The following is a 14625-nucleotide window of genomic DNA, read 5'->3' on the forward strand; positions in this document are numbered from 1 at the left end:
TACTCTATACAAATTCGCTCAAATATTCCCAGCGATCCATTTTTTCTGCCAGTTGCGTTTCAACCTCGCTGATTTCTTGCTGTAATTTTTGCAGCTTAGTAAAGTCCGCGCCTTGATGATTCATTTCTTCGGTCAAAGCGGCTGCTTTTTCTTCTAATGCCGCGATATCATCTTCAATCGTCGCCCACTCTTTTTGTTCCATATAACTCAGTTTCTTTTTGACAGGCGCTGCAGCAGACGCCTCACTTTCAGCAGAAAGTGAATCGGTTTTTGTTTCTTTTGGCTCTAGTACACTCGAACTAGCTTTATTGGTATTGGCTGCTAGATATTCATTGATGGAACCAAAGTAGGACGTAATTCTGCCATTTCCTTCGAAGATCAGCAATTTTTGGGCAACTTTATCTAAAAAGTAGCGGTCATGGGAAACAGTGATGACTGCACCTGGGAATGTTTCCAAATAACTTTCCAAAATCGTCAAGGTATCAATATCCAAATCGTTGGTCGGTTCATCTAACAAGAGAACATTTGGCTGTCCAATCAATAGCTTGAGTAAAAATAGTCGTCGTTTTTCCCCACCAGACAGCTTGCCGATCTTGGTGCCATGCATGGATCGCGGAAATAAAAACTGTTCCAGCATTTCGGCGACACTGACTTGGGAGCCATCCACTTTTTGCACTTCCTCGGCTGCTTCTTGCAAATAAGCAATCATTCGCTGATCAGGGTTCATCGCTTCAATCGTTTGCGTATAATAAGCCATTTTCACAGTCACGCCCATCGTACGCTCCCCTTCTTCTAAAGGCAGGCGACCAGCTAAAATATTGAGCAACGTCGATTTGCCCGCACCGTTTTCTCCTGTGATCCCTAAGCGTTCTCTTGATTGAATCAACAAATCAAAGTGAGACAAAATCGTTTTGTTTTCAATCTTGAAACTTGCATCTTTTAGTTCTAAGACTTGTTTGCCTAAGCGTGTCGTAGCAACATCAATGGCCACTTCGCCGTTTCGTTTTACTTGATGTAGGTTTTCTTTTAAATCATCGAAACGATCGATCCGTGCCTGTTGTTTCGTTGTACGGGCCTTCGCTCCAGTGCGAATCCAAGCCAACTCATGTTTGTACAACTGCTTGCGCTTGTCTTCTTGCGTCTCCTCCACACGTTCTCTTTCTGCTCGAGCATGAAGGTACGTCTCGTAATTGCCCTGATATTCATGTAGCTTGCCAAAAGACAATTCAAAGATCCGATTAACGACTCGATCCAAAAAGTAGCGATCGTGGGTCACCATCAATAATGCACCCCGATAATTTTTTAGATAGCCTTCCAACCATTGGATCGCATCATAATCTAAGTGGTTAGTCGGTTCATCCAATAACAACAAGTCTGGTTCATCGATCAATACTTGAGCCATAGCCACTCGTTTCTTTTGACCTCCAGATAACTCACTGACCTTTTTTTCTAACTCATTGATCCCAAGTTTTTGTAAAATGATCTTGGCAGTTGTATCTGTATTCCAAGCATCGGCTTTATTCATCGCTTCTTCTGCCAACTGATAATTCCGTTGCGTTTGTTGATCCAAGCCATTATTCTCTAAGGCAATCAGCGCTTTTTCATAGTCACGAACAACGCGAATCAGCGGACTGGTGCCTTGAAAAACAGCATCTACAACAGATAATTCTTCTCGTAACTGATTGTCTTGAGTCAAGAAACCGATGCGATAATCTTGGGCGGCAAATACCGTTTGGCGATCGCCATCACCGCGATCCAAACCGGCCAAGATCCGTAACAAACTCGATTTACCCGTGCCATTGACACCGATCAAACCGATTCGATCTTTTTCATGTATCAGAAAAGAAAGCTGATCAAACAGTGTTTTTTCACCATATGTTTTGGTTAATTCACTTACTTTTAATTCTTTCACAGAATCCCTCCTGAGTTTTTTCTTCGCTCATTGTACCACATTTCATCAGCGGAAACGATGAGAGAAAAAAATCAATTTTTGCAAAAAAAGAATGCCTTCGTCAGTCTACTCCCTCGGATCATCGATGTTGATCATCGTTTAGGAATAACCTGACGAAGACACTCCATAAAACGTGCCTCAAGTTGTGCGCCTCTTGAGACGTATTATCGGCGAAACATTCGCTGCTTCGGCTGTTCTTCTGCTCGAGACATCGCATACGATTCTAACAGATTGACATTGCGTCGGTATTCATTTGCCGAAATCGTTGAGATTTTCTCAGCCACTTCATATTCATCGATCGTTTTGCGCTCAAGGTAATAGCCCCAAAGGACTTTCTTAACAAAAATCGGGTCTTGCTCGATCATGATCGTTTCAATGAAATTGCTGTGTTCAAATCGTTTGATGCTCATTTCTCGTTGACGAATAAAAAAATTGATCAGCGAGGAATCATAGACATCTTCTAAATTGCTCAAACTATGAAAAATATATTCACTGTTTTTTAAGTAAATTTTTTGTACTTCAGAAATGTCTCGTTGCTTCAAGGCAGCTTTTAGCTGCTGCTGTCGCTGTAAAAACAAGCGAGGATGAATCAAAATACGGATAAATCGCTGAATAAAGAAGAGCCAAAAACTAAAGAATGAGAGAATTTGTTTTGCGAGGGAATGCTGTTGCTGAGAAATAAACCGTGAATAAAAACGGTAGCCATTTAAGCTGACTTTCCCATTTCGATAAGCTTCATCCAAGCCGTCTTGTTCGATCGATAGGATCAATCCTTGAATTTCTTGGATTTCTTGTTTTTCTGAATCAGTCAAACTATTGCGATACAACTCCCAGCGCCGATTTTCATAGGAATTGATGACAGCATCGATCGCTAAACGGCCTTTATCCGAGAGTTCTTGCTTTTCTTCTGCTTCCAATTGTTCGATGACGTCTTCTAAGATCAGCAAGTGATTGAAGTCGACGCTTTCGGCAGCTTCCCCATCTGCCAAGTATGGCAAGACCATCACGCTGATGATCAATGTCAGTAAGATCACACAAGCGGTCAAAAACAGAAGCAAGCCTCTTTCATGAAAGGGTGCATCATGCACCATCACAGGCAAAATAAAGATGGCTGCCAAACTGACTGTTCCCTTGACTCCGCCAAAAGTCAACAAGGCGACTTGATTCATTGATACTTGTTTTTTTGACTGTAAAAACCAATAGTAAAACAACAAAAAGAGAAAACGAACAAGGAAGATCACCGCCGTGATCACCAAAATCGTAATCACTAGATGCCAGTTTGCATAATTATTGCTCTCCCAGATTGGTGAAAATACTTGTGACAACTCGATTCCTAGAAAAAGAAACACCAATGCATTCAATGTAAAGACAATGGTCGACCAAGTACTTTCTGAAATGTTCGCCAGCTCCGCATCAAACAACGAGATCCGTCGTTTTCTTTGGGCTTGGGCTACACCTGCCACAACGGCTGCGATGATCCCTGAGACCCCGATCATTTCGGCCAGCAAATAGGCAGCAAATGGCAAGAGCAGTTCGATCAATAAGTATACTGTGACATCTTGTGCCGAGATTTTTTCAATAAAGCGCAAAATTCGGCGTTTCAGCCACACGATCAAGTAACCGACAAGCCCGCCGCCGATACTAGAGAATAGGAGCTGGAACCCTGCGTTGGCTGCTGAAAAGCTCCCGGTGGTCAAAGCTACGATAGCAAACTGCAATGCGGTAACCCCTGAAGCATCGTTCAGTAAGCCCTCGCCTTCCAGAATGTGCATAATGTTTTTGGAAATTTTCAAACGTTTTGCTAATGAGGAGACTGCCACTGCATCAGTTGGTCCTAACGCAGCACCAAAAGCGAAACAAGCAGCCAGAGGAATCGTGGGCATCAACCAATGGAGCGTTCCGCCGACAGCAAACAGTGTCATTAAAACGCCGCCAAAAGCCAAAAACAATACGATCTTGCTGTTTTTGAGGATTTCAGGTACATCTGCTCGTTCTCCTTCACGAAACAGCAATGGTCCAATGATCATTACTAAAAACATTTCCGGTTCAAAAGCGATTTCCTGTCCCATTTCTGTTAAACCTAGTAAAATTCCTAAGATGATTTGAATAAAAAAGATCGGTACCGAGGGTAATATTTTGCTCGCCACATTTGATAACGTGACGAGAATTGCAATGATAATGACGAGTTCAATAAATTCCATCCATTACCCTCTTTTCTTTCGAATAGCTAATAACAGCTCAAGAAAATCTTCTTTTTTCAAAAGGATCTTATCGTTTAGAAGACCTAACTCCTTTTCGTTATTTTCAATTTCGCATTGGACACGCCGTGATTCCAAGCGGTAAAGATCGTGTTTCATTCGCTCAAATTTACGAAAAAGCAATGGATTTTTCCGTTGCAAGTACTCACGAATCTCTTTTTTTTCAGCTGGTGTAAATTGTCCCAACTGTTTCATCAGTTCTTGTTTACTTAAACATTCCTTGTTCATGATTGTGCTTTGGGCCCCTTTTATTATCAGTTTATCTTTTTATTTATCGTATAAATCAAAATTATCTCTTGACCGCTAGTATTCTAAGCCAATCATTCAAAAATAGCAAGTCTTTCTCACTAAAAGATGGTTTTCTATCCGCATTCTTATAAACTAAAAAAACCGCAGCTTTCACTGCGATTTTTTGTTTATTTCATATACAAGTCGTAATAAGCATCCATGATCTCTTTCGCGATTTGAATATTGGGATGCGTATCGGTGTCTCCTTTTAATTGAGGCATCACGATCGCAATCGCAATATCCGCATCACTGCTTGGCCCGTAGGCAACGATGTTTAAGTTAACTAAGCTGATGGTATTGCCATTACTATCCACGATGGGTGTTTCGGCAGTACCTGTTTTGGCAGAGACTTCCATTTTCGCAGAAGCCAAGCCTTTGGCAGTTGCCCAAGCATCCGTTCCATGAACCGCATCGTAAAAGCCATTTTGGATAATTTGCATTTGGGCATCTGATAAACCAACCTCGTTCAATACCGTTGGTTCGATGTCCTCAATCAGCGAACCTAGTCCGCCTGTTTCATCATTGTCGTAGATTCCGTCAACGATGTGAGGCTGCAATCTTTTGCCACCATTAGCAACAGTTGCTGCATATTGTGCCAGTTGCAGTGTCGTATAAGTATCAAACTGGCCGAATGCTAAGTCGAGGATCTTTCCGCCATCACTGACAGGGTCCATGTTCTCAATGGATGTGCTGATACCAGTTGCTTCTCCTGGTAAATCGATCCCTGTTTCAGTTCCCATACCAAAAGAGGCAAAAGAGGAACGGAGTTTTTCGTAGACATCCCCTTGACGATCCACTGTTGGAATCGAGATGCCTGACTGATAATTGATGCCCATCAAACGTAAAGCGACTTGCATCATATAGGAGTTAGAAGAAACTTCCAATGACTGCTCCGCAGAAAGATTGCGATTATTTGCCCCAGTTGGGTTGAAAATAGAAGCTTTTACATCGGAGCCGATTCTGATTGGTTGATCCAGCAGCACTTCGTTGCCGTTTAAGACGCCGTTTTCCCAACCGGCAGCCAAGGTTCCTGCTTTGACGACGGACCCTGGTACAAAGGAATTAATAAAGGTACCAATGGCATTTTCCTGCATTTCATTTGATCCCGTGTCATGATGATACCCGGACATGGAAAGGACACCGCCGGTTTTCGGATTTAACGCCACTGCGTATACCCCTGGGGAATACTCTGCAGCACCAGAATCAATCAGTTTTTGAAAATTGTCTTGCAAAATCTTGTCAACTTTCGCTTGAAATTCAGCATCGAGTGTTAAAACCAGATTATCCCCCTTTGCACCTGCAAAGGTTTCTTTTTGGCTTTCAATATTGTTGTTGTTGTCAAGCGATATTTCAGAGATGGATTTTGTTCCTTGTAAAACTTCTTCATATTGCTGTTCTAAATAACTACGGCCAACGCGATCATTACGTGCGTAACCTTTTTCTAAGAATTCGTCTAGAACTTCTTCAGGTATTCCTTGTTCTTCACTAGTCACCGTTCCGATCAAACTAGCCAGAGAACTTCCTTCAACGATCTTTCGTGTCCAATCGGTCCCGGTGGAGATTCCTGGTAAATCGACCATGTTTTCAGCAACAACTGCCAATTCTTGGTCAGACACATCCGACGTCTTTATAAAGACCGTACTCAAGGATTGTGCGCTGTTCATCCGCTTGAAAATCGTGGCTGCTTCTAATTCGGCATCGGAGAAGTTGATTTCTTCCTCGGTCACTTTCTCAACGGTTGCCGCATATTGTTCAGAAGTACCTAAAGAACGCTCTTCATCACTCAATCGTTCAGTTGCTTTTTCAAGATTGTCTTCATCTGCCAACCAAAAGTCCTTAAGATCTCGATCAGACAAGTTTTTGTCGACTGGCATTTCGATCAACTCGCTCAACTTTTTGGCCGTTTCTAAAAGATCTTGAGCGGTCATTTTGTTTCCCCGGGTAAAAGTGATTGCTGCATTGGCTTGATTTTCCACTAAAGCTTTCCCAGAAGCATCGTAAATCATCCCCCGAGGGGCACTTCCTTTTACTTCCACTACAGATGAAGCTTTCAATTGCTGCTCAATATTGTCGCCATTGACGATCTGTAGATAGCCTAATTGGACAATCAATGATACAAACAAAGCAAAAATAATAAAAAACAAAAAGTTCAATCGAAATGGAACATGAGATTTGCGATACGATTTGGCCTTTGGTTCTTCTGGCCCCTTACGTATCCCTTGGACAACTTTATCTTTCAAATTCTTCATCTCATCTATCCTTCCAATCTATAATGACTACTGTCCTATTTTACCAAAAAATTCGATCTGAAACAGAAAAAACAAAAAATATCCATTAATCCTTAGAAAAAACTATAAAAACTCAATGATATCTGCCTGAATGTTTCACAGATAGATTGTTTCATTTTCACTCTTTCATGAAAAAATTGTTTTTTTAAGCTTTCTTATGTTTTTTCATTTGTTGATTTCGTGAAACAAGAAATACATTTCAGTTTTTGTGGAAAACTAGATGGATTGAATCGATGGGATCTTTCATATAAACGAAAAATCGACACACAAGCAGTTGCCTATGTATCGATTCCGCTATCCTATCGAACAGTTGAAGGAGATGTGCAAAGCGACACACCCTCAAATGATTGAAAGACAGCTATGTGGTTTTATTCACTCGCATCCTCACCATCGGAAAACACTGCACTGTCATCATAGAACTGATAGTTCACGTAGCCTTGCGTATGTTCATCTCCTTGTGAAAGCTGATTGTTTGGAGGGAGGGCCAGTTGTTCTCTGAGTGTATTTTGCATGTGTAAGAGCTGATTTACCCCTAAAAGCTGATAGTAGACATCATTCAACATTTGCCCTTCCCCTTGCAGCTGTTCTTGATGAATCGTCGTAAAAGCCGGTAAATAGTTTTTTCCGATATCTAGCATATCGTCCCATGTCAGATCCGTCTTTGAATTTTTCTCAACTGCTTTTAATATTTTCTGATAATTATTGACTCCATCCAAACTCATTACTTTTTTTAGAATTTTTGTTACGACCTCACGTTGTCTTTTCTGCCGACCAATATCTCCTTCTGGGTCTTCTTTACGCATGCGTGCATAAGCTAGACCAGTTTTCCCATTTAAAGTGATTTTTCCTTTTGGAACATGAACCCCCTCTAGCGTAAAGTCGATATCATTCGTTACTTTGATCCCACCAACTGCATCAATCAAATCTCTCAGGCCTTGCATGTTGATTGTCACATAATGATCGATCGGTATATCCAAAAGATTTTCCACAGAATCCATTGCCATGGCTTCTCCGCCAAAAGCATATGCGTGATTTAACTTGTCTAGCGTTCCATACCCGACGATTTGAGTAAATATATCCCTATCCAAGCTAACAATCGTAGATTGCTTTTTTTCTGGATTTACTGTAACAACCATCATGCTGTCTGAACGGCCTTGTTCGGTCCTTCCTAAAGCTCCGGTATCAATTCCTAGTAACAAGATGGAAAAAGGCTCTCTTTTTTCAATGTTGACAGTTTCTGAACGCCTTTTTGTTTTTCGATCTACTGGTTTAGAAATATGTTCAAAAGTTGAACTTGTATCTTTATAAACTTGCAAGCCGTACACAGTTAATCCGATAATTCCCAGGACTAAAATCCCTAATGTTCCTATTACTATTCTTTGATATTTTCGCATCTTGCACCTCGTCCGATAAAAATAACAATCGACTAAATTTTCGCATAATTTATATCATACAGCAATCTCATTTGTTATAAAACTTTTGTTTTAATAAAAATGTAATGTAAATGAAACAAAAGAAAGTATCCCTCACTTGAAGGAAAGAAATAATTTTCTCATTCTTTTCCTTCATGGTTTTGCCAGAAACTAGCTAGGACGAAAAAAACCTTGCTTAGCTGCAAGGTTTTCAGTCGATTCTGTAATTAAGTAATTAGACTTTGGTTACTTCCGCTGCCTGCGGTCCGCGGGCACCTTCAACGATCGTAAATTCAACTTCTTGTCCTTCTTCAAGCGATTTAAAACCATCTCCTTGAATGGCAGAGAAGTGAACAAATACATCATCGCCACCGTCAACTGTAATAAAACCAAACCCTTTTTCGTTGTTGAACCATTTTACTTTCCCATGTTCCATAGTGTGTAAAGCCTCCAATAATTATAATCCGACGATTCCGTCGATTTCATTATAGCGGAATATGTAAGCGTTAGCAATAACGAAATTTCTTTCCATCAACAAAAAAGAAGCCCTTAGTCAGGCTTCTTCCTAATAGTTTGATTAAGCTTTTGCGAAATATTCGTTTACTTTGTCCCAGTTAACAACACTCCAGAAAGCATTGATGTACTCTGGACGAACATTTTTGTATTTCAAGTAATACGCATGTTCCCAAACATCTAAACCTAAAACAGGTGTTTGACCATCCATCAATGGTGAATCTTGGTTCGCTGTTGAAGTGATTGCTAGTTTACCGTCTTTAACGACTAACCATGCCCAACCTGAACCAAAACGTCCAGTTGCAGCAGTTTTAAATTCTTCTTTAAAGTCTTCAAAGCTGCCAAAAGTTTCTTCAATTGCCTCTTTGATTGCCCCAGTAGGTTCGCCACCGGCATTTGGGCCTAAGATTTCCCAGAAGAACGTGTGGTTAGCATGCCCGCCGCCATTGTTACGAACCGCTGTTTGAATATCTTCAGGTACAGAAGAAAAGTCTGCTAATAATTCTTCAACTGTTTTTTCACCTAATTCAGGATGTTTTTCAATCGCTGCATTTAAGTTTGTTACATAAGTGTTGTGGTGTTTATCATGATGCAAATGCATCGTTTCTTCATCAATATATGGTTCCAATGCATCGTATGCGTAAGGTAAATCTGGTAATGTGTAAGTCATAAAAAAATCCTCCTCAATGATAATGTTTACATAAGTAACATTATCAGACTATCAGACTTTGTTCAAAAAATATGCTTACTTTTTCTCACTTTTTTTCGTATTGAAAATCAAAAATTTACTAAACACATAATTTGCCAAAACGACAACGACTTGGGTGACCAGCTTGGCAACAAGATCGCCGTTAGTTAAAACTGAGATAAATAGATACATACAGAGCATGTCCAAGCCTAATGATAAAACGCGAAAAAAAATGAACTTTCCAAATGCCGCCCAAGACTCTTGCTTCGTTTCTGTTTTTGCTTCAAAAACCCATAACTTATTTGTAAAGTAAGCGAATAAAACAGAAGCGATCCAAGAAATCACATTCGCTGTCTGATAATAAAAACCAAACCCTTCACGAAAAATAAGATAGACGACAATATTGACTACGGTGGTCAAACCACCAAAAAATAAATACGTGAGCGGCTCCCACAGCTTTTTTTGTTGTAAGATTTGTTTGTATTCAATAAACTTTTGCATCCATATGCCTACTTTCATTACTTTATTTACTTGTTTAATAGATATTTGGCTCTTTTTTTGTGAATTCCTTGTAATCCTAAGAACCCTTCGTTACAATTACTCTAGTTATACCACAAAGGAGTTTATCAGCAAATGACTATCGTCCAACTATTTAAAATTGCTTTTTTTCGAATACCAGAGCTAAAATTCGTCAAAAAAGCAGAGTTTTCCAAAGTGATCGTTTTTCTATTAGGTGCAGCCGTGATGATGGCTTTGCCAGTTACCATCAATGTCTTAGACGTCTTTCGTGATGTGCAAGCAGATGGACAAAAAATCGGAGAAACGATTCCTGATTTCACGATCGAAAATGGACAGCTTTCTGTCGCTCCCAATACGCAAGGGTTCATCTATCAAACCGATTCGATCATCTTTACTTTTGATCCTGATGGCAATCGTACACCAGCAGATATTGCATCTGATGTCACCGGCTCGGTGATCGCAGTAGGTTTGTTAAAAGATCAGCTGGTCATTCGTATCCCTTCTTCTGGTTTCTCAACTTCTATGTTCGATTCAAACCAATTAGAGTTTGATTATAGTGAACCAGCACTACATAATCTTAACGGTCAGGCGATTCGAGAAACCTTATCCAACCAAGCGATCCCATGGCTGATAAAAATCATTGTCTTTTTTGTCGCCTTATATCCCACGTTTGTCAGCTTACTCATCACCTTAATCATGGGAACCTTTATTGCAACGATCTATACGAAATTGAAGCTATTCTCTTATACCTTTTTCGAAAATTTAAAGATTCTCATTGTCTGTGCTGCATTGCCTACACTCATTAGTGTTATTGTACAACTAGCGCTGCCTTCCTTTGATGCTACCACCTTTATTTTGTTTGGTTCCCTATTCTTATTTACACAAGGTGTCAAAGATTCACCAAAAATACAATTAAAAAAATGATCTATGCCATGTTCAATTCATTGAACATGGCTTTTTTCTCATTCTTTGCTACACTTAAGATACAAGGAGGCTTGGCAATGAAAAAAATAATCTTAGCCACTCGCAACTTTCGCGACACTTATGTGGAACAAATGGAAAAAGACTATCAATTTCTCGTGTACTCAAAGGACCAAGCAATTGATTGGTCACAAGTGGAAATCACTATCGGTTGGAAGCCAGCATGGAACGAACACCTGTTAACCGAAAAAACAAATTTGAAATGGGTCCAAGCGATTTCGGCTGGTGTGGACACCTTGCCATTAAAAGAGTTTGCAAAATACGACATTCTCTTATCAAATGGCAGTGGCATCCACGCAGAATCGATTACAGACCATTTATTGGCTTTGCTCTTTATGGAAAACCGCGGGATTTTCCAAGCAATCCAACAACAAAGAAAACAGCAATGGGCACCGGATACGATTCCTTATGCAAAGCTATCTGATCAAGAGATTTTGATCGTTGGTACGGGACAAATCGGCCAAAGATTAGCCAAAGCATTAACCTTTTTTGGTGTACATCCGATTGGCATTAATACAAGCGGCCATGAGGTGACGGGTTTTGAAAAAACGTTTGCGTTATCTGACTTACACGCTTGCGCAAAAACCGCCGATTGCATCATCAATATTCTTCCCCTGACAGAAGAAACCACACATTTGTATGATGAAGCCTTTTTTGCACAAATGAAGCCTTCCGCTTCATTTTATAATGTCGGTCGCGGTCCTAGCGTGGATACTGTCGCATTAACAAAGGCATTAGAGAAAAAGCAGCTGGCATTTGCCGCACTAGATGTTTTTGAAGAGGAACCTCTACCAGAAAATGATCCGCTATGGCATACCGAAAACCTGTTGATTACTCCTCATATCTCAGGACACACGCCCCATTTTCAAAAGGCATTTATGGATATTTTCTTAGCGAATTTCCAACAATTTTTAACGAAACCAGAACTTGTAAAAAATGAGATAAACTTGGATAAGGGATACTAACAAACTCTTTCCGCAAAAAAAGTGTACAGTTGGAGGCAAAACCCTCAGTTTGTACACTTTTATTTTATCGTTGTTTTTCTTGGTCTTTTTCGGTTTCTTTCAAGAAGTACAAAGGTCTATTTTTAGTCTCTAAGAAAATTTTTCCGATATACTTGCCGATGATCCCTAAACAAAGCAATTGCAAACCACCAACAAATAAGAAAATGCTGACCATTGACGGCCAACCTGTCGTTGGATCACCAAAAATAAAGGTTCTTATCACAATAAAGATCAAAGCAATCAGAGAGCCAAAACAGGAGAGCGCACCAATAAACGAGGCAATATTCAAAGGCGTATCTGAAAAGTTGACGATGCCATCGATCGAATATTGGAATAATTTCCAGAATGACCAAGAAGTCTCACCCGCTACTCTTTCTCGATTCTCATAAGCGATGTATTCTGTATCAAACCCCACCCAGCTGAAGATCCCTTTTGAAAAGCGATTGTACTCTGACAGCTGTAAAACTGCATCAACCATATTGCGGCGCATCAAGCGAAAATCTCGCGCACCGTTTACCATTTCAGTATCGGCAATCTTATTGATAATATTGTAGAAGGCATCTGAGAAAAAACTGCGGATCTTCGGTTCTCCTTTGCGATCCGCCCGTCTGGTCCCCACACAATCAAGTTCCGGTTTTGCTTCTAGCATCGCAAACATTTCCGGCAGTAAAGTCGGCGGATCTTGCAGGTCTGCGTCCATCACAGTGACAAAATCGCCCTTAGCAGCTTGCAATCCTGCATATAGAGCAGCTTCTTTGCCAAAGTTTCTCGAAAAAGATAGATAGCGAACACTTTCAGGGTGTGTACGATACAAGTCTCTTAAAACAGACAGGGTTTGATCTGAAGATCCGTCATTAACAAAAATATATTCAAAAGGCATATTTAAGTGTTTCTTCACTTTTTCTGTTTCTTCAAAGAATATCGGCAAGCTTGCCTCTTCATTAAAACAAGGTACAACAATTGATAACATCGGTTTCATCTCCTAGAGCCAATCGAGTTACATCGGTCATCATTTGACCAAACTCATATTATTTTTTATCTTCACTAAAATCATATTTCGGTTCATCTAACGTTTCATCATAGTCCACAGTTAGATCATAGCCTTTGAAAAACCATTCGTCTGCTTCATCAATAAAAAAAAGCAAGCCATCAATGGTTTGTTCGACGATCGGACGTTCTGGTTTATCGACTGACATTCCCACGGAAAATCCGTCATGCACTTGTGTTTTGCCATAAATTTTTCCGAAAAAACGAATCCCGCTTCCTTGGTCTACCACCAATTCTTTTTTAAACCATTGCATTGCTTCAGGACTTATTGTTAAGTTCATTTTCTTCACTCCTAATCATTCATATGTTCATCAAGTATATCTACATCATCTGTATTGCCGATCACGAGTAAATTGTCATTTTCACGCACGATCGCCTCTGCATCAGGCGAAACGATCACTTGTCCTGGTCCCCGACGAATCGCAACGACTGTCAGACCATACTTTTGTCGAAAATTCAGCTCAATCAGGGATTTATTGAAAAAGCGTGGATTGGACACGCGAATCTCTGCTAGAGAAAATTCGTCAGATAGTTCAATATAATCTAAGATATTTTTGGAAACTAGATTATGGGCGATGCGAATCCCCATGTCACGTTCGGGATGAACGACACGGTCTGCGCCGAGTTTTTCCAGTACACGGGCATGGTATTCGTTTTGGGCTTTCGCTAAGATATTAGGTACACCCATTTCTTTGACCATCAAAGTCACCAAAATACTAGCTTGAATATCCTCACCGATCGCAACAATGACATGGTCAAAGTTACGGATACCCAATGAGCGTAACGTCATCTCATCTTGTGCGTTGCCGACCACCGCATGGGTGGCGATATTCATATACTCATTGACGCGATCTTCGTTGCTATCGATCGCCAGTACTTCTTGCCCCGATTCAATCAACGTACGACAAATACTGCCACCAAAACGGCCCAGACCGATTATTGCATAATTTTGCTTCACCACAAACGCTCCTTTTTTACCAGATCATAATTTAGTATAACAAAAACCTCCTCTGCTTGCCATGAGGAGGTATGATTATTAAGACTTTATTTTATCAAACCATGTTTAAAAGCATATATCGTAGCTTGTGTACGATCTTCTACTTCTAATTTTGATAAGATATTTGACACATGTGTCTTCACTGTTTTCAGCGTAATGAAGAGTGCATCCGCAATCTCTTGATTGCTCTTTCCTTCGGCGATCAACAGTAACACTTCTTGTTCCCGATTGGTCAAATCTTCATGTAGGATCGGTGTCCGATTCGTCAAACGATCCATCATTTTCGTGGTGACTTCGGGTTCTAAGACCCGCTCTCCTCGCTGGGTTGCACGAATGGCTTCCGCAATCTCATGAGCAGTAGACGTCTTTAACAGGTAACCTGCCGCACCCGCTTCAATAGCAGGATAGACTTTTTCGTCATCAATAAAACTAGTGACAATAATGATTTTTGCTTCGGGCCAATCATTTAAAATCAATTTCGTAGATTCGATCCCATCCATTTCATCCATCACCAAATCCATCAAAATCACATCTGGACGTAATTCCAATGCCTTTTCATACCCGACTCGACCATTTTCCGCTTCCCCAATTACTTCTATATCGTCTTGAATCGATAGATAAGAAGAGACCCCCAGACGAACCATTTCATGGTCATCAACTAACAACACTTTAATCATAC

General features: G+C 40.4%; 14 protein-coding genes. 2 read left to right on the plus strand and 12 right to left on the minus strand.

The window, feature by feature from the left end:
- Positions 1 to 4: 4 nt before the first annotated feature.
- From IGI77_RS11400 to IGI77_RS11435, 8 genes are all read right to left on the minus strand, one after another.
- Positions 5 to 1912 (minus strand): ABC-F family ATP-binding cassette domain-containing protein, encoded by a 1908-nt coding sequence (locus IGI77_RS11400; protein WP_115232540.1) that lies wholly within the window; start codon positions 1910 to 1912, stop codon positions 5 to 7.
- A gap of 203 nt (positions 1913 to 2115) precedes the next feature.
- Positions 2116 to 4152 carry a cation:proton antiporter gene (locus IGI77_RS11405; RefSeq protein ID WP_005229585.1) on the minus strand — a complete coding sequence of 679 codons (2037 nt, stop codon included), beginning with the start codon at positions 4150 to 4152 and terminating at the stop codon, positions 2116 to 2118.
- A 3-nt stretch (positions 4153 to 4155) separates the two neighbouring features.
- Positions 4156 to 4437: a hypothetical protein gene (locus IGI77_RS11410; RefSeq protein ID WP_015510017.1), complete on the minus strand. Its 282-nt coding sequence runs from the start codon at positions 4435 to 4437 to the stop codon at positions 4156 to 4158.
- A 188-nt stretch (positions 4438 to 4625) separates the two neighbouring features.
- Positions 4626 to 6746, minus strand: a complete 2121-nt coding sequence (locus IGI77_RS11415; protein WP_060792205.1) for a peptidoglycan D,D-transpeptidase FtsI family protein — start codon at positions 6744 to 6746, stop codon at positions 4626 to 4628.
- 407 nt (positions 6747 to 7153) lie between these two features.
- Positions 7154 to 8179: an LCP family glycopolymer transferase gene (locus tag IGI77_RS11420; RefSeq protein WP_118215613.1), complete on the minus strand. Its 1026-nt coding sequence runs from the start codon at positions 8177 to 8179 to the stop codon at positions 7154 to 7156.
- 253 nt (positions 8180 to 8432) lie between these two features.
- The gene (locus IGI77_RS11425) at positions 8433 to 8633 is read right to left on the minus strand and encodes a cold-shock protein (protein WP_005229578.1); all 201 of its coding nucleotides are present in this window, start codon (positions 8631 to 8633) and stop codon (positions 8433 to 8435) included.
- A gap of 141 nt (positions 8634 to 8774) precedes the next feature.
- On the minus strand, positions 8775 to 9380 hold the full coding sequence (locus IGI77_RS11430; protein ID WP_060792203.1) for a superoxide dismutase: 606 nt from the start codon (positions 9378 to 9380) through the stop codon (positions 8775 to 8777).
- A gap of 75 nt (positions 9381 to 9455) precedes the next feature.
- On the minus strand, positions 9456 to 9899 hold the full coding sequence (locus IGI77_RS11435) for a GtrA family protein (RefSeq protein ID WP_249686285.1): 444 nt from the start codon (positions 9897 to 9899) through the stop codon (positions 9456 to 9458).
- A 132-nt stretch (positions 9900 to 10031) separates the two neighbouring features.
- Here IGI77_RS11435 and IGI77_RS11440 point away from each other — a divergent pair, with 132 nt between their 5' ends.
- Complete coding sequence (locus IGI77_RS11440; RefSeq protein WP_118215611.1) at positions 10032 to 10841, plus strand: DUF1189 family protein; 810 nt, start codon at positions 10032 to 10034, stop codon at positions 10839 to 10841.
- A 26-nt stretch (positions 10842 to 10867) separates the two neighbouring features.
- Positions 10868 to 11863 (plus strand): phosphoglycerate dehydrogenase, encoded by a 996-nt coding sequence (locus tag IGI77_RS11445; protein WP_438770534.1) that lies wholly within the window; start codon positions 10868 to 10870, stop codon positions 11861 to 11863.
- A gap of 64 nt (positions 11864 to 11927) precedes the next feature.
- Here IGI77_RS11445 and IGI77_RS11450 read toward each other — a convergent pair whose 3' ends face one another.
- The 4 genes from IGI77_RS11450 to IGI77_RS11465 form a co-directional block, all read right to left on the minus strand.
- Positions 11928 to 12872, minus strand: a complete 945-nt coding sequence (locus IGI77_RS11450) for a glycosyltransferase family 2 protein (protein WP_015510025.1) — start codon at positions 12870 to 12872, stop codon at positions 11928 to 11930.
- 58 nt (positions 12873 to 12930) lie between these two features.
- Positions 12931 to 13230, minus strand: a complete 300-nt coding sequence (locus IGI77_RS11455) for a HesB/YadR/YfhF family protein (RefSeq protein WP_005229567.1) — start codon at positions 13228 to 13230, stop codon at positions 12931 to 12933.
- Between the two features lie 11 nt (positions 13231 to 13241).
- Positions 13242 to 13907, minus strand: a complete 666-nt coding sequence (locus IGI77_RS11460) for a potassium channel family protein (RefSeq protein WP_005229566.1) — start codon at positions 13905 to 13907, stop codon at positions 13242 to 13244.
- 86 nt (positions 13908 to 13993) lie between these two features.
- Complete coding sequence (locus tag IGI77_RS11465) at positions 13994 to 14623, minus strand: response regulator transcription factor (protein ID WP_005229563.1); 630 nt, start codon at positions 14621 to 14623, stop codon at positions 13994 to 13996.
- Positions 14624 to 14625 lie beyond the last annotated feature (2 nt).

The organism is Enterococcus sp. DIV0213h (genome assembly GCF_051711285.1).
GTDB lineage: Bacteria > Bacillota > Bacilli > Lactobacillales > Enterococcaceae > Enterococcus_D > Enterococcus_D casseliflavus.